Consider the following 19,834-nt stretch of genomic DNA (forward strand, 5'->3'; position numbering starts at 1 on the left):
CGCGCTCAGCGAGGCATCGGTGATACTGGGGCGCGTGACTGACGCACACGAGGGGGACACGACAGCGTGACGGCGGATTACAAGACTCCGGGTTCCGATACGACGGCACCCGACGGTCCCGTGGCGGACGAGGCGGGCACGCTCCGCCCGGCGGACGCCCCACGTCTCGATCCGAGGCCCGTCTACCGCCCGCAGATCGACGCAGCGTCCAGCCGCGCGTTCGGCCGACCGGGTGGCGTCACCGGTTCCTTCGCCCCGTCGGATGCCCGGCGTGAGAGCGAACCCTCGGTGAAGGTCGGTGCCCCCGACCCCGTGCTGGCGGAGGCGTTCGGCCGGCCGGACGGCGAGGTCGACACCATTCAGCGTGATCCCCACCGGAAGCCCGCGACCCCGGCGGGCGAGGCACCGCCCGCCGACCCCTGGCGAGATCCCGATGCGGGCGTCGAGCTCGGCTCCCCGGCGCTGCACGCCGAAGAACATTCGCGCCCGCCCGCTCCCGCGCTCAGCGCCCGCGAGGTCCTGTTCGGCGGCAAGGTGGCGCCGAAGGCCCTCGTCGCGCTCGGCGGAATCGCGCTCGCGATCGGTCTGGTCGGTGGCCTCCTCGCCGCCGTGATCACCGCCGATCGCAGCTCGCTCACCAGCCAGAGCGTCACCCTCGTCCAGGGTGGCGGCGAGGAAGACCTCGGCCAGTCGCCCGTCGCGCAAGTCGCGGACGCCGTGCTGCCTGCCGTCGTCTCCATCCAGGTGGCGGTCGGCGACCAGGGCAGCACCGGTTCCGGCGTCGTCATCGACGGCGCCGGCTACATCGTCACCAACAATCACGTCATCTCCGCCGCGGCCACCGCCCCCGACGGCGGCAAGATCCAGGTGATCTTCTCGGACGGGACCAAGGCCGAGGCCCAGATCGTCGGTCGCGACATCAAGACCGACCTGGCCGTACTCAAGGTTTCCGCCGACAATCTGACGGTCGCGGAACTCGGCAAGTCCGGCGACGTGCAGGTCGGTGAGGACGTCGTCGCCGTCGGATCGCCCCTCGGGCTCAGCAAGACCGTCACCCGCGGAATCGTCAGCGCCCTGCACCGTCCGATGCGACTGTCCGGCGAGGGCTCCGACACGAACGCCGTCATCGACGCCGTCCAGACCGACGCCGCCATCAACCACGGCAACTCGGGCGGCGCGCTCGTCGACGACACCGGCCGGGTGATCGGCATCAACACCGCCATGCTCAGTGAGTCCGGCGGCTCGGTGGGTCTCGGTTTCGCGATTCCCATCGACGACGTCACGACGGTCGCTCAGACCCTCATCCGGGACGGTCGGATGCACCACCCGGACATCGGCGTCAACGCCCGCACCGTCGTCAACGACAACACCAGCGGCGCCCAGGTGGCCAATGTCCGCTCGGACAGCCCGGCCGCGCGGGCCGGGATCGTCGAGAACGATGTGATCGTCAAGGTCGGCGACCGCACGGTCACGAGCGCCGACGAACTGGTCGTCGCCGTCAACCTGCAGAAGATCGGCGAACCGGTCCGGGTTCAGCTGATCCGCGAGGGCCGACTCGTCGATGTCGACGTGACCCCGGCCTCCGACTGACTCGAGAGGTTGCTGTGAGATCGCTCCGTCACCTGGGCACACACCCTCACCGCACAGTAGGCTGACCACGTGTTCGGCAACATTGGTTGGGGCGAGTTCATGGTCCTCCTCGTCGCGGCTCTGGTCATCTTGGGACCCGAGCGGCTTCCGGGTGCGGTCAGCTGGGTAACGAAATCACTGAGGCAGGTCCGTGAGTATGCGAGCGGCGCCAGCCAGCAGCTCAAGGACGAGCTCGGTCCGGAGTTCGAGGATCTGCGCAAGCCGCTGTCGGACCTCAATCAGCTGCGCGGCATGACACCGCGCGCGGTCATCACCAAACACCTGCTCGACGGTGACGATTCGATTCTCACCGGCAACTTCGACAAGCCGAGTTCGGTGTCGTTCGACAAGCCGGGAACGAAGGCTGTCAGCGCCGATCCGTCGGCGCCCACTCCACCGCAGAGCAAGCCGCTCGCGGCAGGCGAGCGCCCCCCGATCGACCTCGACGCAACATAGGCCCTCCGGGCTCGTGCGCCTTTCCGGTTGTTCCAGCAACCAGAACGGCGCACGGGCGCGCAGCGCCTAGAGGTGGCGGGTGGTGTCGATCCCCAGCGACATTCCGGCGAGTCCACGCTTGCGGACGGCCAGCTTGTCGGCGATGTCGCGGAGTGCCGTCGCGGCCGGCGAATCCGGGTGGCCGAGGACGATGGGAACACCGCCGTCGCCGCCTTCACGGACCGCCTGCTCGAGCGGGATCTGCCCCAGCAGCGGCACCTTCGCGCCCACGGCCTTCGTCAGTCGGTCGGCGACGGCCTGCCCGCCGCCGGACCCGAAGATGTCCATCCGGCTGCCGTCGGGCATGTCCATCCAGGACATGTTCTCGACGACTCCGACGATCCGCTGACGGGTCTGCAGTGCGATGGCGCCAGCGCGCTCGGCCACCTCGGCGGCGGCCTGCTGCGGGGTCGTGACGACGAGGATTTCCGCACCGGGGATCAGCTGTGCGACGGAGATGGCGACGTCGCCGGTGCCGGGCGGCAGATCGAGCAGCAGAACGTCCAGGTCGCCCCAGAAGACGTCGGCGAGGAACTGCTGCAGCGCGCGGTGCAGCATCGGCCCACGCCACACGACCGGGGTGTTGCCCTGGGTGAACTGGGCGATCGAGATCATCTTCACGTCGTGCGCGACGGGCGGCATGATCATGCGTTCCACCTGCGTGGGCTTGGCGTCGGTGCCGAGCATGCGGGGAACGGAGTGTCCGTAGATGTCGGCGTCGAGCACGCCCACCGACAGTCCGCGGGCCGCGAGTGCGGCGGCCAGGTTGACGGTGACGCTGGACTTGCCGACACCGCCCTTGCCGGACGCGACCGCGTAGACGCGGGTCAGCGAGCCGGGCTGGGCGAACGGGATGACGGGCTCGGCGGAGTCTCCGCGCAGCGACTTGCGGAGTTCGGTGCGCTGCTCGTCGCTCATCACGTCGAGTTCGACGCGGATCGCACCGACACCGGGGACGTCCGCCACGGCCTTGGTGACCCGGTCGCTGATCTCGGTCCGCATCGGACAGCCCGCGGTGGTCAGGTAGATCGCGATGTCGACGCTGTCGTCGGCCGCGATGTCGACGCTCTTGACCATCCCGAGTTCGGTGATCGGTTTCCGGATCTCGGGATCCTGGACGCGCGCCAGGGCGCTACGTACAGCGGACTCGCTCAGGACTGGCATGACTCAATGGTAAGGATGTGCGCTCAGTGGATGCGCGGCAGGTCCGCGGCCGCCGGGATGATTCCGCTGGAGTAGCCGGCGGACCATGCGAGCACGTTGGCCACATAGGCGGCGGAGTTGTTGTATCGGTGCACGGCCTTGGCGGCCTGAATCGGATCCTTGACGTTCAATCCGCCGTCGCACAGGTACTTTCCGGTGGTCAGCGCGGAGTCGAAGAGGTTCTGCGGATCGGCGACGCCGTCGCCGTTGCCGTCGCCCGCATAACGATTCCACGTCTCGGGGAGGAACTGGGTGGGTCCGACGGCGCGGTCGTAGTTGGCGTCGCCGTCCAACTTGCCCCCGTCGGTGTCGCGGATCACGGCGTTGCCGCCGAGGGTGCCGTCGAGGACGGGGCCGAGGACGGGCTTGAGCATGTTGCCCTTGTCGTCCGCCTTGCCGTCGTAGGCGTGGGTGGACTCGACGCGGCCGATTCCGGCGATGAGCGTCCAGTACATGCCGCAACCCGGCTGTTCGACCGCGAGGATGCGTTCGGCGTTCTGGTACGCCGAGACGCTGATGGCCGGGATGCCGAGCGCGCCCTGGGCGATGCTCGCCGGAAGGGGAGGGGTGGCCTGGACGGGTGCGAGCGCCGGCGCAGCGGGCTCTGCTTCGGCTGCCGGTGCGGCCTCGGTGGCCGTCTCGGCCACGGGGGTGACGGCTTCCGCGGCCTCGGGTGCGGTGTCGGTCGCCTCCTGGGCGACGTCGGCGACCTCCGACGAGGAGCTCGTGGAAAGGAAAGGGACCTTGGGTGCGGCGCCGGCCGTGTTGGCTGCGGTGATCAGTCCGATGGGGACGAGTCCGGTAAGCGCGATGACCGAATTGCGGCGGATATGGGAGTCCGTCTTCTTGTTGTGCCGACCCACTCGATTGCCTCCTGCAACCCCCGTCTCGGGGTGTTCCGTTCAACTGACCGGATCGAGGCTACCTGATTCGATACGCTTCCGTTATCCAACCGTGATCAAACGGGCTTGTATCGCACGGTTCCGGTACTCCGAATGCACGTGAGCAAGCGTAACGAACACGGCAAGGTCACGCCAGGACGTCGAGGGGCCTCAAATGTTGTCGGACGGAGCGGGCGGTCGTGCCGTCAGGAACCCGGACACCCGAACACTCCGCCGCGCGCCCTGCAAGCAGAGCGCGCGGCGGAGGCGGGGGTGACTATCGGGGAACGGCGTCGGCCGGAGGGGCGCCCGGGGCGGGCTCGACCGGGCCGGGCGTGACGGATGCCGGGGCGCCGGGGTCGGCGGGCGGGCAGAAGATCAGGCAGGGCAGTTGCGGCAGCGGCGGGAGTCCAGGAATCGGCGGGGCCGGAGCGGGCGCCGCGGGAGTGGCCGCGCCGTCCGTGGACGGCTGCGGGGTGGTCGCGAGATCGCGTGGAAGGTCCGATTCGGCCGCGGCGGCGTCGGCGAGACGCCCGGGCGACGGCGAGGCCGATTCCGACAGCTGGCTCGGCGTCGGAGTTCCACCGTTCCTGTAGGCGTTCGACCAGGTGATGACGTTGGCGGCGTACGCGGCAGAGTTGTTGTACCGCAGGACCGCGCGAGTTTCCTGGAGCGGATCGCGGAGGTCGAGACCACCCGAGCAGAGGTAGCGGGCGGCCGCCAGTGTCGCGTCGAACACGTTGTTGGGATCGGCCACACCGTCCGCGTTGCCGTCGGACGCGTACTTGGCCCACGTGGACGGAATGAACTGCATCGGTCCGACGGCGCGATCGTGCCCGGGGTCGCCGTCCGTGGCGCCGCGGTCGGTGTCTCGGATGACCTCGTTGCCGGCCAGTCGGCCGTCGAGAACGGGGCCCAGGATCGGGGTGAGCGTGGTGCCGACCGAGTCGGTCCGGCCGCCGCCGGCATGCCCTGATTCGATGCGGCCGATACCGGCCAGCAGATGCCACGGCAGACCGCACTTCGGGGCCTCCGCCATCATCTCGAGTTCCGCGGACCGGTACGCGTTGAGCACGATCTCCGGGATGCCCAGTGCGCTCAGGATCACCGGTGCGGCGATGAGCCCGGTGCCGGACGGCGACGTCGGAGATGTGGGATTTGTCACCGCGGGCAGCGGCGCGGGCGCGGGCGGCGGGGGAGCTGCCCTCTGGGACCGCGCGATCCGGGGTGTCGGCGCCACGATTCCCGACGGCGGGAAGTACGCGGCCTGGGGCGTGGTTCCCGCCGTGACCGAAGCTGCTCCGAGCGTCGTCACCCCGCCAGTGGAAGAGACGGCACTGGTGCCGACGGATGCGCCGCTGACAGCAGAACCGCCGGTCGAGGACCCGAGGGTGGCAACTGCGCCCACTGTCAGGGCAGTCACCGTCAGCAGTCCACGTATCCGCACTCGATCACCCCCTGCGGTGCTCTTCCTTTTCGCACACCGCATACATCCGAGAAGATGTGACCGACGTTACATATACGTGACCGACCCTGCCGGAGTTTGCGGGGATTCGCCGAGCCTCATTTGCGCCGGGTACGCGTGTCTTCCTCGTCGCCCAGCAGCGACTTGATCTCGTCGAGTTCGCGCCGCAGGTAGTCGCGGGTGGCGACCTCACCGATCGCGATGCGCAGAGCCGCCAGTTCCCGTGCGAGGAACTCGGTGTCCGCCTTCGTCTGCTCGGCGCGCGAGCGGTCCTCCTCGAGGGAGACGCGGTCGCGGTTCTCCTGGCGGTTCTGCGCCAAGAGGATCAGCGGCGCCGCGTAGGCGGCCTGAGTGGAGAACGCCAGATTGAGCAGGATGAACGGGTACGGGTCCCACTGCAATCGGACGGCGAAGACGTTGATGATGATCCAGACGATCACGACCACCGTCTGAATCATCAGGTAGCGGCCCGTGCCGAGGAACCGGGCGAAGTTCTCGCTGGCCCGGCCGACGGCCTCCACGTCGTACGTGACCCGGAAGCGGCGGGTACCCCGCGGGGTGTCGAGGCGCTGTCGGTCGGACAGGCTCCGGGCGGCTGCGCTGGCTGATTTCTCGCTCATCCGTCGATCTCCTCTTCGCGCCAGTCCTCGGGGAGGAGGTGGTCCAGGACATCGTCGACGGTGACCGCACCGATCAGGTGGTCCTCGTCGTCGACCACCGGCCCGCACACCAGGTTGTAGGTGGCGAAGTAGCGGGTCACCGACGTCAGGGAATCCTCGGGTGCCAGCCGTGGCATATCGGTGTCGAGCAGTCCGCCGACCAGGCTCGCGGGCGGCTCGCGCAGCAGTTTCTGCAGGTGCACGCAGCCGAGGTAGCGGCCGGTCGGGGTCGCGGTCGGTGGGCGGACGACGAACACCATGCTCGCGAGGGCGGGGGTGACGTCCGAGATCCGGGCGCGGGCCAGGGCCTCGGCGACCGTCGTCGACGCGGTGAGGACCACCGGCTCCGGAGTCATCAGACCACCCGCGGTGTCGGGGGAGTGCTCGAGCAGCCGGCGGACCGGCTCGGAGTCCTGCGGGTCCATCAGCTGCAGCAGCGATTCGGCCTCGGTCTCGGGAAGCTCACCGAGGAGGTCGGCGGCGTCATCGGGGTCCATGGCCTCGAGGACATCCGCGGCGCGCTCGACCTCGAGGTGCATGAGCAGGTCCGTCTGGTCGTCGGAGGGCAGTTCCTGGACGACGTCGGCGAGGCGTTCGTCGTCGAGTGCGAGAGCGAGTTCGTGGCGGCGTTTCTCCGGGAGGAGCCGCATCGCGTTCGCGACGTCGGCCGCGCGCATGCCCTCGAACTGCGTGAGCAGCGCCGAGACGCCCTGGCCGGGCATCGCCAGGTCGGTCTGCGTGAGGCCCTGGACGTGCTGCCATTCGACGACGTGCATGGCGGCGCGGCGACCGAGTCGGCCACGGTGCCCGCGCACCGCGACCTTCGACACCACCCAGTCCCGGGTGCGGGTCTGCTCGATGCCCAGATCGACGACGATGATGTCGGCGTCCCGCAGCTCCTCGAGTTCCGGGTCGTCCACGCGCACGTGGGAATCCGCCACCTGGGCGAGGGCGAGCACCTCGCCGGGCCGCTGCTGGAATCGGCGAAGACTGACGTTGCCGGTGGTGAGTGTCACCGAGCTCGGTTCGATGGCGGTGACGCGGAGCATCGGGACGAAGATGCGTTTGCGCGTGAACAATTCGATGACCAGTCCGAGGACGCGCGGCTGCTGCCGGCCGACGCGCGCGGTGATCACCACGTCCCGGACGCGGCCGATCGACTCCCCATCGGGGCCGAGCACCACCAGGCCGGCCAGCCTGGCTGCAAAAACCTTGTTCGCAGCTGCCATGATTGCCAGGCTAGATCCTTGTACAGAAATACAGGGAATCGAACACCTGCGAAAGTGGAGGATCGTCCGTCATGAGTTCCGTCTACAGGCCACGGCGATCGGTGCTCGCCGTTCCGGGCAGCAGCCGCAAGATGATCGACAAGGCGAAGGGGCTGCCCGCGGACGAGATCTTCCTCGACCTCGAGGACGCGGTGGCACCGCTCGCCAAGCAGGAAGCACGCGGCACCATCGCCGAGGCGCTCGCCGAGGACGGGTGGGGCAACCAGATCAAGGTGGTGCGGGTCAACGACTGGACCACCGAGTGGACGTACGCCGACGTCGTCGAGGTCGTGGGACGCGCAGGCGCCCACCTCGACGCGATCCTGCTGCCGAAAGTGCCGGACGCCAGCCATGTTCAGGCCCTCGACCTGCTGCTGACCCAGATAGAGAAGGCCAACGGGCTCGAGGTCGGCCGGATCGGAATCGAGCCGCAGATCGAGAATGCGATCGGGCTCACCAACATCGACGCCATCGCGACGGCCAGCCCCCGCGTGCAGACCCTGGTGTTCGGTCCCGCCGACTTCATGGCGAGCATCAACATGCGCACGCTGGTCGTCGGGGAGCAGCCGGACGGCTACGACCGCGGCGACGCCTACCACCACATCCTGATGACCATCCTGATGGCCGCCCGCGCGCACGGGGTGCAGGCCATCGACGGTCCCTACCTGCAGATCCGCGACGTGGAGGCGTTCCGTCGGTCGGCGCAGCGCACGGCCGCGCTCGGCTTCGACGGCAAGTGGGTGCTGCATCCCACCCAGATCGAGGCAGCGAACGACGTGTTCAGCCCCCGTCAGGACGATTACGACCGGGCCGAACTGATCCTGGACGCCTACGAGTTCCACACCTCCGCGGCCGGCGGCGGTCGCGGTGCCGTGATGCTCGGCGACGAAATGATCGACGAGGCGAGTCGCAAGATGGCGCTCGTGATCTCGGCCAAGGGGCGCGCCGCGGGTATGAAACGGACCACCGAGTTCGTGCGACCCGACGAGAAATAGCCTCAGCAGGCAGAATGGTTGTCACAGGACCGATCCTGAGAGAACCACACGAGGAGACCAGCTGACGATGACGAATCCACTCGGACAGTCCAATGGGGCGCGGCGTGGGGCTCTGCCGGAACCCCCCACGGGCTGGCCCATCGGTTCGTATCCCACCTACGCCGAGGCGCAGCGCGCCGTCGACTACCTCTCCGATCAGGAATTCTCGGTGGAGGACGTCACCATCGTGGGTGTCAACCTCATGCAGGTCGAGCGGGTGCTGGGCCGCCTCACCTGGGCGAAAGTGATTGGCGGGGGCATCGTTTCGGGCGCCTGGCTCGGCGTGTTCTTCGGTTTGCTGCTGGGCATCGTCACGGGCGGTTTCCTGGCGCCGCTCGTCGTCGGCATCGTCGGCGGGATCATCTTCGGGCTGATCTCCACGACGATCCCGTATGCGGCGACGCGGGGAACCCGGGACTTCGCGTCGACGATGCAACTGGTCGCCGGCCGGTACGACGTGCTGTGCGAGCCGAAGTCGGCGGAGAAGGCCAGGGACATGCTGGCCAAGCTGGCGCTCTGATCGGCGCTCTCGCCTCGACCTGCGGGTTGCGGCCGGGTCACGGATTACCTCCTATTCGCGACGTTCGCGGCGATTTCACCCAGTTCGCCGACGATGTCGGATAGGTTTACGGCGCAATGCGTGGGCCCAGGCCCGCGCCGAAACCGTGACCTGCCGGTGGAGTGCGCGTTCCGGCAGGAACAAATGTGCGGGCCCGCGTGCCCAGCCGTACCGCGACTGGATCCGTGAGGGGCCGCTCGAGGAGGCGGCTGTGCTACATCGCACCAAGCCCGGACGCTCGCTGAAGTGGGGACTGATCGGTGCGGCCGCCGTCCTCACCGTTCCCCTGCTGGCTGCGTGCGGGTCGTCCGAAGAGGGCATCGTCCTCAGCTTCTACACGGCTGCCGACGGCGCCGAACAATATGCGGAGGCCGCGGCCAACTGCACGGCCGCGGCCGGCGGCCGGTACACCGTGGAGCAACGCACGCTGCCGAAGGGTGCGGACGATCAGCGGCTCCAGCTGGCTCGCCGGCTCACCGGAAACGACACGTCGCTCGACATCATGACGCTCGACGTGGTGTGGACCGCCGAGTTCGCCGAGGCCGGCTGGGCGGTGCCGCTCCCACCCGGCATCGCGGCGGAGGTCAGCGAGGGCACGCTCGAAGGCCCCCTCGAATCCGCGAAGTGGCAGGACCAGCTGTACGCCGCGCCGCTGAACACCAACACCCAGTTGCTCTGGTACCGCAAGGACCTCATGCCGGACGGGCAGCCGCCGCAGACGTGGGATCAGATGATCGACATCGCGGAGGGCCTCGCGGCGGAGGGCCGGCCCAGTTGGATCGGGGTGCAGGGCAAGCAGTACGAGGGTCTGATGGTGTGGTTCAACACCCTGCTCGCGAGCGCGGGCGGGTCCGTCGTCGCCGAGGACGGGACCACCGTGACGGTTGCCGACGGCGACGCCGCGCTGAAGGCGCTCGAGGTCATGAAGCGGGTGGCCACCGCGGAGGGTGCCGACCCGTCGGTTTCCCAGGGCGACGAGGCGTCGTCCCGGCTGGGGATGGAGAGCGGAAAGGCTGCGTTCGAGGTCAATTGGCCGTTCGTGCTGCCGGGCATGATCGAGAACGCCGAGAAGGGGGACCTGCCGTTCATCGACGAGAAGGGCAACCCGACGTCCGTGGACACGGGCAACACGGTGCTCACCGTCGACGGTCAGCAGAACTTCCTCCCGGCGCCGTACCCGTCGGTGATCCCCGGGCGACCGGCCGAGGTGACGATCGGCGGGTTCAACATCGCGGTCGCGAAGACGAGCCAGCATCCGGACCTGGCGTTCGAGGCGGTGTCGTGCCTGCGGAACGAGGAGAACCAGCGCAACAACGCCGTCAACGGTGGTGTGCCGCCGACGTTGGCGAGCCTGTACGACGACCCGGCGTTCCAGGAGGCGTACCCCGCGTGGCGTGAGGTGCGGGAGAGCCTCGAGACGGCATCCGTCCGCCCGGTGTCACCGGCGTACCAGAGCATTTCGACCCTGATCACCGACACGCTGAATCCGGTCGGTGACATCGACCCGCCGCGCACCGTCGACGAACTCGCCGAACAGGTACGCAAGGCTGTCAACTCGGAAGGGCTGATCCCGTGACGACCGAAACCGTGCAGGCGGACCGGGCCGAAGAGCCGAAAGTCGCGTCGAAGAAGCAGATCTCGGAAGGGAAGAAGGCCGAACGCCGACTGGGTTTGTGGTTGGTGGCTCCCGCCGCGATCCTCATGATCGCGGTCACGGCCTACCCCGTCGTCTACGCGGTGTGGCTGAGCCTGCAGCGTTACGACCTCCGCTTCCCCGACGACCGCAAATTCGTGGGCCTCGCGAACTACGTGTCGGTGCTGTCGGACGCGTACTGGTGGCAGGCCTTCGCGGTGACGGTGGGCATCACGGTCGTGTCGGTGGTCATCGAGTTCGTCCTGGGCCTCGTCCTGGCGCTCGTGATGCATCGGACGCTGGTCGGGAAGGGCATCGTGCGGACGGTGGTGCTGATCCCGTACGGCATCGTCACCGTCGCCGCCGCGTACAGCTGGTACTACGCGTGGACCCCGGGCACCGGGTATCTCGCCAACCTGCTGCCCGACGGTAGCGCCCCGCTGACGCAGCAGATTCCGTCGCTGGCGATCATCGTGCTCGCCGAGGTGTGGAAGACGACGCCGTTCATGGCTCTGCTGCTGCTCGCCGGACTGGCCCTCGTACCCGATGACCTCCTCAAGGCCGCGCAGGTCGACGGCGCCGGGGCGTGGACGCGGCTGGTGCGGATCATCCTGCCGTTGATGAAACCCGCGATCCTCGTGGCGCTGTTATTCCGCACCCTCGACGCGTTCCGGATCTTCGACAACATCTACGTCCTCACCAAGGGCGCCAACGACACCGGATCGTTGTCGATCCTCGGCTACGACAACCTGTTCAAGGCGTTCAACCTCGGTATCGGCTCGGCGATCAGCGTCCTCATCTTCCTCTGCGTCGCACTGCTCGCGTTCGTGTTCATCAAGCTGTTCGGCGCCTCGGCTCCCGGGTCCGACACGGAAGGAAACCGATAGCCATGGCCGTCGTCGACACACCTCGCCGCAAGATCAGCTGGTCCGTGGTCAACCTGCTCGTCCTGCTCTACGCACTGGTCCCGGTGCTGTGGATCGCCAGCCTGTCGTTCAAACCCGCGGGAACGATCAAGGACGGTAAGTTCATTCCGCAGAAGTGGACACTCGACAATTACCGCGGGATCTTCCAGACCAACGCGTTCACCAGTGCGCTGATCAACTCCATCGGCATCGGCCTCATCTCCACCGTGATCGCCGTCGTCATCGGCACCATGGCCGCCTACGCCATTGCCCGGTTGGACTTCCCGGGCAAGAAGCTGCTGGTCGGTGTGGCCCTGCTGATCGCGATGTTCCCCCAGATCTCCCTCGTGAGCCCGCTGTTCGACATCGAGCGCAGACTGGGGCTGTTCGACACCTGGGCGGGTCTGATCCTCCCGTACATCACGTTCGCGCTCCCGCTGGCCATCTACACGTTGTCGGCCTTCTTCAAGGAGATTCCCTGGGAGCTCGAGAAGGCGGCCAAGATGGACGGCGCCACTCCGGCGCAGGCGTTCCGGAAGGTCGTGGCACCGCTGGCGGCACCGGGCATCGTCACCGCCGCGATCCTGGTCTTCATCTTCTGCTGGAACGACCTGCTGTTCGCGATCTCGCTGACCTCGACGGAACGGTCCATCACCGCGCCGGCCGCGATCGCGAACTTCACCGGCGCCTCCCAGTTCGAGGAGCCGACGGGCTCGATCGCCGCGGCCGCCATGGTCATCACGATCCCGATCATCATCTTCGTGCTGTTCTTCCAACGACGCATCGTGGCCGGTCTGACCTCCGGCGCAGTGAAGGGCTGAGACCTGCTTGCAGGGTCGAAACTATGAAGGAGTTTCTGTGGCCGAAATCGTGCTCGACAAGGTGACGAAGCTGTACCCGGACGGCGCCAAGGCGGTGAGCGACGTCGACATCACGATCGCCGACGGCGAATTCATCATTCTGGTCGGACCGTCCGGTTGCGGAAAGTCGACCACTCTCAACATGATCGCCGGGCTGGAGGACATCTCGTCGGGTGAACTGCGGATCGCGGGGGAGCGGGTCAACGAGAAGGCGCCGAAGGACCGCGACATCGCGATGGTGTTCCAGTCGTACGCGCTGTACCCGCACATGACGGTGCGGCAGAACATCGCGTTCCCGCTCACCCTGGCGAAGATGTCGAAGTCGGACATCGCGGCGAAGGTGGACGACGCCGCCAAGATCCTCGACCTCACCCAGCACCTCGATCGCAAACCGGCCAATCTGTCGGGCGGACAGCGGCAGCGGGTCGCGATGGGCCGGGCGATCGTCCGCAGCCCCAAGGCGTTCCTGATGGACGAGCCGCTGTCGAACCTCGACGCCAAACTCCGCGTCCAGATGCGCACCGAGATCGCCCGGCTGCAACAGCGACTCGGCACCACCACGGTGTACGTCACGCACGACCAGACCGAGGCGATGACCCTCGGCGATCGGGTGGTGGTGCTGCGGGGCGGCGTGGTCCAGCAGATCGGGGCGCCGCAGGATCTGTACGACCACCCGAACAACCTGTTCGTCGCCGGGTTCATCGGCTCGCCGTCGATGAACTTCTTCCCGGGGCAGCTCACCGCCGACGGGGTGTCGACGCCGCTCGGCGAGTTCACACTGCCTCCGGAGACACGCGACACGATCGGGTCGTCGAACACGGCGAAGGACGTCGTCGTCGGGATCCGGCCCGAGCACTTCGAGGACGTGGGGCTCGTGGACGAGGGGCAGAGGGCTGCCGGTGCCACGTTCACGGCCAACGTCGAGGTGCTCGAGTCGATGGGTTCGGACAAGTACGCCTATTTCACGGCCGAGGGACCGCAGGTGACCTCCCGGGAACTCGAGGAGCTCGCCGCCGACTCGGGGACCGCGGTCGCAGGCGGCGGGCAGCTGGTCGCCCGGTTGTCGACCGAATCGTCCGCGGCACACGGCAGGCCGGTGGAACTGTGGTTCGACCGGGCGAAGATCGCCCTGTTCGATCAGGACTCGGGAGCCAACCTCACGCTCTGACCGGAGCGCTTACCCGAACCTCTGGTGTTCGCTCCGCCGAGGCCACCGACCGTGCCCCACTCGGCCGCGAGGGCGGTCGCGTGGACCTCGTCCTCCTCCTCGTCGGACGGGGTGCGGGTGGTGCGCGTGATCCCGAAGAACGGCAGCAGCCCGGCGAGGGCGGCCGCGGTCGCGCCGACGACGAACGCGATCACGTACGCCGATTCGGTCGGGACGTCCGTTCCGTCGATGGTGATGCCGGCGAGCAGGGTCGCGAGCAGCGCACTGGCGAATGAACTGCCCACGGACCGGGCGATGGAGTTGATGCTGTTCGCGACGCCGGTCTCGTCCTGCCGGACCTCGGCCACGAGCAGCGACGGCAGCGACGCGTAGGCGAGGCTGATGTACGTGTTGACCAGCAGGATGGCCGCGATGACTTCCCACGTGCGGTCGTGGGCGAAGACGAACACGACGAAACCGCTGACGCCGACGACGCTCGCGGCGATGAGGACGGCACGGGAACCGAAGCGGTGGATCAGTTTCCCGCTGAGGATCGAGGCGAGGACGCCGCTGATCGCGCCCGGCAGCAGGTACACGGTGCTGGCCTCGAGGACGGTGGCCCCGAAGCCGTATCCGGCCACCGCGCGCGGGGTCTGGACGAAGTACGAGCTGCCCAGGAACATCACGAACATCGACATGCCGACCACGAGCGCGGACAGGTGGGTGACGAGGACGGGTGGGTTGGTCAGCAGCCGGGGCGCGACGAGTGGGTCGGTGATCCTGCGTTCGTAGAGGAACCAGCCGATCAGGACCAGGATTCCGGCGATTCCGCTGACGATGGTGACGGGCGACGTCCAGCCCCAGGTTCCGCCCTCGGCGAGCGGCAGCAGGACGAGGACCAGGCCGGCGGCGAGACCGGCCGCGCCGATCCAGTCGATGGAACCCGTGCCGACGCGCGGGCGGCGGGGGATGGCGATCCAGGCGAGGACGAGTCCGGCGGCGGTGATGGCCGACGACAGCCAGAAGATGCGGTGGAAGTCGGCGCCGTCGGAGACCAGCACACCGGTGAGGACGATGCCGAAGCATCCGCCGAATCCGAGGGTGCCGGAGAAGATCCCCATCGCCCCGGTCAGCTTCTCGGCGGGAAGTTCGTCACGCAGGACCGCGATGCCGATGGGAAACAGCGCGAACGACACGCCCTGGAGCACGCGGGCGAAGATCAGCACTCCCACGGACGTCGACAGCGCACCGATCAGGGAGCCGAGCAGGACGACCACGAGCACACCGAGCAGGACGGGTCGTTTGCCGCGAAGATCGGCGAGGCGGCCGAGGACGGGTGTCGCGGTGGCGGCCGCGAGGAGGTTCGCGGTGAGGAGCCAGCCGACGGCGGTGGGGCCGACGTCGAGTTGCGCACCGATGGTCCCGACGATCGGCACCACCAACGTCTGCAGAACGGCGACAATCATCACGACGAAGCACATGACGGGCAGGAGAGCCCTGGCTGCGGTGGTCGATCCGGCGGCCATGGGGTCCTCCTGTAGGGGTCGGTGAACGGGCGTAATCAAATACGGTACTGGGGCTAACTAACGAGGGGGTTCACGGTGGGGTCCGACCGCATGTCGAATCGAGCGCTGGGCCGGGCGACACTGGCCCGGCAATCGCTGCTGAGCCGGTCGGACGCGTCCGCCCTCGACATGATCGAGCACCTGTGCGGACTGCAGGCCCAGGCACCGGCCCCGCCGTACTTCGCACTGTGGGCGCGGTTGACACGATTCCGCGCCGAGTCGCTGTCGGACCTCATCGACAATCGCGCGGTGGTGCGGATGGTCGCGATGCGCGGGACGGTGTTCGCCCTGTCGGCCTCGGACGCGCTCTCGTTCCGTCCGCTCACGCAACCGCTGCTCGACCGCGACCTCCACACCAACACGCAGTACCGGTCGAGTCTCGACGGGATCGACCTCGGCGCCCTCGCCGCCGCGGGACGCGAACTGGTGCGCGACGAACCCCGCACGCAATCGCAGATGCGGCCCCTGCTCGAGGAACGGTTCCCCGGCCGCGACGGCGCCGCGCTCGCCCACGGCGTGCGGGGACTGGTCCCGATGGTCCAGGTTCCGCCGCGCGGGCTCTGGGGCAGGTCGGGGCAACCGGCGCTGTCGACACTGGAGTCGTGGGTGGGTCGTCCAGTGTCCGCCGCGCCGTCCATCGACACGATGCTGTTGCGCTACCTCGCCGCGTTCGGCCCCGCGAGCGCGCGGGACGCCCAGGCCTGGTCGGGACTGACCCGGCTCGGTGAGGTCCTGGACCGGCTGCGGCCGGAACTCCGGGTGTTCGCGGGGGAATCGGGACCGGAACTCTTCGACCTTCCCGACGCGCCCCGGCCGGACCCGGGCACCCCCGCCCCCGTCCGCATCCTCGCACCGTTCGACAACGTGCTGCTCTCGCACGCGGACCGCGGACGCCTCCTCGACGACGACGTGCGGAAGAAGGTCTTCACCCAGAACGGCATCGTCAAACCTGCCGTCCTGGTGAACGGCAGGGTCGCGGCGTTCACCACGACGGTGGTCGAGAAGTCCCGGGCGGTACTCGACGTGGAGCCGTTGGCGAAGATCGCGAAGACGCACCGCACCGCGATCGAGGCGGAGGGCAGGCGACTGTTGAAGTTCGCGCACCCCGACGCGCCCGAGCGCGTCGTGCGGTTCACGGGCTAGCCGGTTTGTGCCTGCGCGGTGCGAGGTGACTGAGCTCGGCGATGATCTCGTCGTTCCAGACATGCTGGCGCACAAGGCGGTACCGCTCGCGCGCCACCCACAGGTAGGCCTCGGCGTCGGTGTGGTCGGGCAGCATCTCGGCGGCCCGCAGCATCCGGACCACCGGCAGGAACTCCTCACCGAACCAGCGCCGGGCCACGGTCTCACGGCTGAGGAATTCGCCCACCTCCTGCATGAGCCGGAAGCCCCACGCCTCGACGCTCTGGCTGATCTCGGCGTACTCCCAGGGATCGGTGACGACCACGGCCGCCCGCTGTGGCCCGCTCAACGGCACCCGCGTGAGGAACAAGCGGCGGTGATCCTTGATGACCAGGTCGCCGCGCTGCGCGATCCCGTCGGGGGAGATCTTGGTCTGGATCTCGGTGACGTAGGCGTCGATCGTGCTCCAGTGCATCGCGTACGCGATGGAGACGCGGTGGTGGCCGTCGCTGACGAAGTGCATGGACCCGATCCGATACACCTGGATCGGCGGCACCGACTCGCCCCGGCGCTGCGCGGCCGCCAGCCGTTGCCAGCGCTCGCGCACGCGGGTGGACGTGGGCCGGAAGAACCGGTCGAAGTCGCGGGTCCGGTCGACGCTCCCGACGATGGAGTTGACCGGGATCACCTGCAGTCCGAGCGATCGTTCCCCGACCCGTCCGACTGCCGCGACCACCTCGTCGAACGGCAGGATCTCGTTGACGTCGTCCGGTTCGCGGCGAAGCCAGCTGACCAGCCGCGACAACTCGGCGCGACGACGCTGGCGGGTGAAATCGTTCTCCGCGTCGGCGGCGGGGAACCCGGTGTCACGTGCCATGCCTGCGCCTGACGATGGTGGGGTCGGCACCCGGGGCCAACTCCATCAGGGTGAATCCCACGGTGTTGATCACCGTCGTCGCGCCGAGCGTGCGGTCCTCGGCCGCCCGGCCGTACGGGTGGACGTGCCCGTGAATCATGACGCGGGCCTGCAACCTGCCCGCCAGGGTCTCGAAGCATTCGAAACCCCGGTGCGGTGGATCCTCCTGGTCGCCCACTCCGCGGGGTGGGCTGTGCGTGAGCAGCACGTCGACGCCGGACACACCCGAGCGGCGTGCGTGCCACGCACTCGTCAGCGCCAGGCTGCGCGCCCGCCGCCGCTGCTGCCGCTCGGTCCACTGATTGGGGCCGTCGTTGTAGCGGATCGACCCACCCAGGCCCGCGATGCGCAGGCCCGCGATCCGCACGATCCGGCCGTCCGCGTTGACCGCGCCGCAGGGCCCCGGCCACGCCGAGGGCAGACCCGCCCGCATCCATCCGACACGTCCCGCGGAGTAGCCGGACAGATCGGCGTCGTGGTTGCCCGGCACGAAGACGCACGGCGCGTCGAGCGCGTCGATCAGGTACTCCAGGTAGTCGAACGGGAGATCGCCCGCACCGAGGATCAAGTCGACGTCCATGGCACGCACCTGCGAACTCCACAGCGACTCGATCGTCTCGTCGGACACTGCGAGTACCGAGACCATGCTCCGACGCTACCGGCTCGCGAGGCCGGAGGACGGGTGAGCGGCTTCGGTGGTTTGATTGCGGGGTGACTGACAGCGTTGTGGCCTCTGTTCGCGCGCACCTGCTGAGGCAGATCGGGGGACCGGAGCCGACTGCGGCATCGGTGACGTTCCTGGGCGTCGAGCCGCTGGACGTGCTGCGGTTCGCACCCGACGACGAGGATCTGGTTCGCTACGTGACCCTGGGGTGCTCCCGGCACCCGATGGGCGACCCCGGTGAGCTGGTCGCCGACCCTCTCCGGGGCCCCCGCGCCGAACTGATCCTCACCCTGCGCGGCGGGGCCGGGGTGGCGTCGGGAGTTGCGCGCACACTCGCGGTCCTGGCGGCGGCGCCGTCGGTGGAAGGCGTGGTTCTCGTCGAGGACGCATTGCTCGACGTGGGGGAGCCGCTGTGGAAGGACACACCGTTCACAGCCGTGCTGCTCGGTGAGTCGTCCGTTCCCGACCTCCCGCTGCCCGAACCCGCGGAGGCCGTGCGGTTCCTCGCGGTCGTGCCGATCACCGGCACCGAGGCGGCGTGGGTCCGACTGCGCGGCGCCGGCGCACTGCGCGACGCCTGGGCGGAGGCGGGCATCGACGTCCGCGATCCGCACCGCGGTGCCGCGTCCCTCTAGAGCCAGTGGTTCCGGCGGAACGTGACGAACAGGCCCACCGTCACCGACGCGATCATGAACACCACGCCGTGATAGCCGTACTGCCAATGTAGTTCGGGCATGTTGTCGAAGTTCATGCCGTAGATGCCCGCGATCATCGTCGGCACTGCCGCGATGGCCACCCACGCCGATATCTTGCGCATGTCGGTGTTCTGCTGCACGGCGATCTTGGCGAGGGCGGCATCGACGAGTGAGCTGAGAACCTCGTCGTATTCGGCGATCCGCTCGGCGACGGTGGTGTGGTGGTCGAGGACGTCACGGAAGTAGCGGCGGATCTCCTTCGGCACCGGATTGCCCGGGGATCGCGTCAGCCGGAGCAGCGGATTGGACAGCGGGTTCACCGACTTGCGGAGTTCGACGATCTCGCGCTTGAGAAGGTAGATGTGTTCGACCGCGACGCTGCTGCGCGGACTGAACACCGCCTCCTCCATGCCGTCGACGTCCTCCTCGATGGCCTGGGTGACCTCGAGGTACGTGTCCACCACGTGGTCCGCGACGGCGTGCAGCACCGCGTACGGGCCCAGTGCGAGCCGCTCCTGGTTCGCCTCCAGCGCGTGGCGGACGTTCGCGAGCGGGGAGTGGTCACCGTGCCGCACGGTGATGACGAAGTCGGCGCCCACGAACACCATGATCTCGCCGGTCTCGACGATCTCGCTGGCGGTGGCCACCGACTCGTGCGGCACGTAGTTGACGGTCCGCAGCACCAGGAACAGCACGTCGTCGTAGCGTTCCAGCTTCGGCCGCTGGTGGGCGTGGACGGCGTCCTCGACCATCAATTCGTGCAGCCCGAACGTCTCGGCCACGCTCTCCATCTGCCCCTCGTCGGGGGCGAGCAGCCCGACCCACACGAATCCTTCCCCCCGCGTGCGGACCTCGGCCATCGCGGCCTGGTGCGTGTACTTGCCGGGAAGCCTCGTGCCGTCGACGTACACACCACAGTCGACGATGGCGCGCGCGGTCGGGATGCGGATCCTGGGGCCCGGGTCCTTGTCACCGCTGCGCTGATCCTTGTCGCTGCCGCGCTTGGGGAGCGAGGGCACAGACGGCACGGGCCCCTCCCTTCACCGTCGAGTCGGAAACGCTGCTGGTGAATCGTACGTCAGCACCCGCTCCGGGCCGGCGGCGTCGCACGACACGCCAGGCCTCCGGGCCGCA

The 19,834-nt window shown here is 68.5% G+C and carries 19 protein-coding genes; 10 read left to right on the plus strand and 9 right to left on the minus strand.

From position 1 onward, the window contains the following. The first annotated feature begins 66 nt into the window (after positions 1 to 66). Both FND50_RS12310 and tatB read left to right on the plus strand, forming a co-directional pair. On the plus strand, positions 67 to 1,590 hold the full coding sequence (locus FND50_RS12310) for a trypsin-like peptidase domain-containing protein (RefSeq protein ID WP_144285953.1): 1,524 nt from the start codon (positions 67 to 69) through the stop codon (positions 1,588 to 1,590). 69 nt (positions 1,591 to 1,659) lie between these two features. After that, complete coding sequence (gene tatB, locus FND50_RS12315; protein ID WP_005264637.1) at positions 1,660 to 2,085, plus strand: Sec-independent protein translocase protein TatB; 426 nt, start codon at positions 1,660 to 1,662, stop codon at positions 2,083 to 2,085. Between the two features lie 66 nt (positions 2,086 to 2,151). Here the strand turns inward: tatB and FND50_RS12320 are convergent, their stop codons facing one another. From FND50_RS12320 to FND50_RS12340, 5 genes are all read right to left on the minus strand, one after another. After that, on the minus strand, positions 2,152 to 3,288 hold the full coding sequence (locus tag FND50_RS12320; RefSeq protein WP_005239264.1) for an Mrp/NBP35 family ATP-binding protein: 1,137 nt from the start codon (positions 3,286 to 3,288) through the stop codon (positions 2,152 to 2,154). 23 nt (positions 3,289 to 3,311) lie between these two features. Then, positions 3,312 to 4,190 carry a lytic transglycosylase domain-containing protein gene (locus FND50_RS12325; RefSeq protein ID WP_144285954.1) on the minus strand — a complete coding sequence of 293 codons (879 nt, stop codon included), beginning with the start codon at positions 4,188 to 4,190 and terminating at the stop codon, positions 3,312 to 3,314. A gap of 295 nt (positions 4,191 to 4,485) precedes the next feature. Beyond that, the gene (locus FND50_RS12330; RefSeq protein WP_144285955.1) at positions 4,486 to 5,655 is read right to left on the minus strand and encodes a lytic transglycosylase domain-containing protein; all 1,170 of its coding nucleotides are present in this window, start codon (positions 5,653 to 5,655) and stop codon (positions 4,486 to 4,488) included. A gap of 116 nt (positions 5,656 to 5,771) precedes the next feature. Then, positions 5,772 to 6,293, minus strand: coding sequence for a DUF1003 domain-containing protein (locus tag FND50_RS12335; protein WP_005264640.1), 522 nt, complete (start codon positions 6,291 to 6,293; stop codon positions 5,772 to 5,774). Beyond that, positions 6,290 to 7,561 carry a magnesium transporter MgtE N-terminal domain-containing protein gene (locus FND50_RS12340; RefSeq protein ID WP_005264648.1) on the minus strand — a complete coding sequence of 424 codons (1,272 nt, stop codon included), beginning with the start codon at positions 7,559 to 7,561 and terminating at the stop codon, positions 6,290 to 6,292. The genes FND50_RS12335 and FND50_RS12340 overlap by 4 nt, the downstream gene beginning before the upstream one ends. Positions 7,562 to 7,632: 71 nt before the next feature. Here FND50_RS12340 and FND50_RS12345 point away from each other — a divergent pair, with 71 nt between their 5' ends. The 6 genes from FND50_RS12345 (at position 7,633) to FND50_RS12370 (ending at position 13,759) form a co-directional block, all read left to right on the plus strand. Then, positions 7,633 to 8,595 carry a CoA ester lyase gene (locus FND50_RS12345; protein WP_144285956.1) on the plus strand — a complete coding sequence of 321 codons (963 nt, stop codon included), beginning with the start codon at positions 7,633 to 7,635 and terminating at the stop codon, positions 8,593 to 8,595. Positions 8,596 to 8,662: 67 nt separating this feature from the next. Beyond that, positions 8,663 to 9,154, plus strand: coding sequence for a general stress protein (locus tag FND50_RS12350; protein ID WP_005239275.1), 492 nt, complete (start codon positions 8,663 to 8,665; stop codon positions 9,152 to 9,154). Positions 9,155 to 9,404: 250 nt separating this feature from the next. Next, entirely contained in the window at positions 9,405 to 10,769 is a 1,365-nt protein-coding gene (locus FND50_RS12355) for an ABC transporter substrate-binding protein (RefSeq protein ID WP_186301275.1), read from the plus strand. Further along, positions 10,766 to 11,713 carry a carbohydrate ABC transporter permease gene (locus FND50_RS12360; protein ID WP_144285957.1) on the plus strand — a complete coding sequence of 316 codons (948 nt, stop codon included), beginning with the start codon at positions 10,766 to 10,768 and terminating at the stop codon, positions 11,711 to 11,713. The genes FND50_RS12355 and FND50_RS12360 overlap by 4 nt, the downstream gene beginning before the upstream one ends. Positions 11,714 to 11,715: 2 nt before the next feature. Further along, positions 11,716 to 12,552, plus strand: a complete 837-nt coding sequence (locus FND50_RS12365; RefSeq protein ID WP_005239292.1) for a carbohydrate ABC transporter permease — start codon at positions 11,716 to 11,718, stop codon at positions 12,550 to 12,552. Positions 12,553 to 12,589: 37 nt separating this feature from the next. Continuing rightward, on the plus strand, positions 12,590 to 13,759 hold the full coding sequence (locus FND50_RS12370; RefSeq protein WP_005573474.1) for an ABC transporter ATP-binding protein: 1,170 nt from the start codon (positions 12,590 to 12,592) through the stop codon (positions 13,757 to 13,759). On the opposite strand, the gene FND50_RS12375 is transcribed toward FND50_RS12370, so the two are convergent. Continuing rightward, positions 13,729 to 15,264: an MFS transporter gene (locus FND50_RS12375; protein WP_144285958.1), complete on the minus strand. Its 1,536-nt coding sequence runs from the start codon at positions 15,262 to 15,264 to the stop codon at positions 13,729 to 13,731. The two genes, FND50_RS12370 and FND50_RS12375, sit on opposite strands and share 31 nt — an antisense overlap. 90 nt (positions 15,265 to 15,354) lie before the next feature. Here FND50_RS12375 and FND50_RS12380 point away from each other — a divergent pair, with 90 nt between their 5' ends. Then, a complete protein-coding gene (locus tag FND50_RS12380) occupies positions 15,355 to 16,446 on the plus strand; it encodes a winged helix DNA-binding domain-containing protein (protein ID WP_186301276.1) in 1,092 nt (363 codons plus the stop codon). Here the strand turns inward: FND50_RS12380 and FND50_RS12385 are convergent. Beyond that, positions 16,436 to 17,302 (minus strand): hypothetical protein, encoded by an 867-nt coding sequence (locus FND50_RS12385; protein ID WP_005264657.1) that lies wholly within the window; start codon positions 17,300 to 17,302, stop codon positions 16,436 to 16,438. The two genes, FND50_RS12380 and FND50_RS12385, sit on opposite strands and share 11 nt — an antisense overlap. After that, entirely contained in the window at positions 17,292 to 17,987 is a 696-nt protein-coding gene (locus FND50_RS12390) for a metallophosphoesterase (protein WP_144285960.1), read from the minus strand. Before FND50_RS12390 ends, FND50_RS12385 begins: the two co-directional genes overlap by 11 nt. A gap of 65 nt (positions 17,988 to 18,052) precedes the next feature. Here FND50_RS12390 and FND50_RS12395 point away from each other — a divergent pair, with 65 nt between their 5' ends. After that, positions 18,053 to 18,640 carry a suppressor of fused domain protein gene (locus FND50_RS12395; RefSeq protein WP_186301277.1) on the plus strand — a complete coding sequence of 196 codons (588 nt, stop codon included), beginning with the start codon at positions 18,053 to 18,055 and terminating at the stop codon, positions 18,638 to 18,640. Here FND50_RS12395 and corA read toward each other — a convergent pair. Next, complete coding sequence (gene corA / locus FND50_RS12400) at positions 18,637 to 19,728, minus strand: magnesium/cobalt transporter CorA (protein WP_144285961.1); 1,092 nt, start codon at positions 19,726 to 19,728, stop codon at positions 18,637 to 18,639. The genes FND50_RS12395 and corA overlap by 4 nt on opposite strands. Positions 19,729 to 19,834 lie beyond the last annotated feature (106 nt).

The organism is Rhodococcus sp. WB9 (assembly GCF_007558985.1).
Taxonomy (GTDB): Bacteria; Actinomycetota; Actinomycetes; order Mycobacteriales; family Mycobacteriaceae; genus Rhodococcus_F; species Rhodococcus_F opacus.

Excerpts from the sequence above, each read along its gene's own strand:
- FND50_RS12340 (WP_005264648.1), bottom strand. The coding sequence starts at position 7,561 with ATGGCAGCTGCGAACAAGGTTTTTGCAGCCAGGCTGGCCGGCCTGGTG.
- FND50_RS12335 (WP_005264640.1), bottom strand. The coding sequence starts at position 6,293 with ATGAGCGAGAAATCAGCCAGCGCAGCCGCCCGGAGCCTGTCCGACCGA.
- FND50_RS12380 (WP_186301276.1), top strand. The coding sequence starts at position 15,355 with ATGTCGAATCGAGCGCTGGGCCGGGCGACACTGGCCCGGCAATCGCTG.
- FND50_RS12365 (WP_005239292.1), top strand. The coding sequence starts at position 11,716 with ATGGCCGTCGTCGACACACCTCGCCGCAAGATCAGCTGGTCCGTGGTC.
- FND50_RS12390 (WP_144285960.1), bottom strand. The coding sequence starts at position 17,987 with ATGGTCTCGGTACTCGCAGTGTCCGACGAGACGATCGAGTCGCTGTGG.
- FND50_RS12320 (WP_005239264.1), bottom strand. The coding sequence starts at position 3,288 with ATGCCAGTCCTGAGCGAGTCCGCTGTACGTAGCGCCCTGGCGCGCGTC.
- FND50_RS12350 (WP_005239275.1), top strand. The coding sequence starts at position 8,663 with ATGACGAATCCACTCGGACAGTCCAATGGGGCGCGGCGTGGGGCTCTG.
- FND50_RS12345 (WP_144285956.1), top strand. The coding sequence starts at position 7,633 with ATGAGTTCCGTCTACAGGCCACGGCGATCGGTGCTCGCCGTTCCGGGC.
- FND50_RS12385 (WP_005264657.1), bottom strand. The coding sequence starts at position 17,302 with ATGGCACGTGACACCGGGTTCCCCGCCGCCGACGCGGAGAACGATTTC.
- FND50_RS12375 (WP_144285958.1), bottom strand. The coding sequence starts at position 15,264 with ATGGCCGCCGGATCGACCACCGCAGCCAGGGCTCTCCTGCCCGTCATG.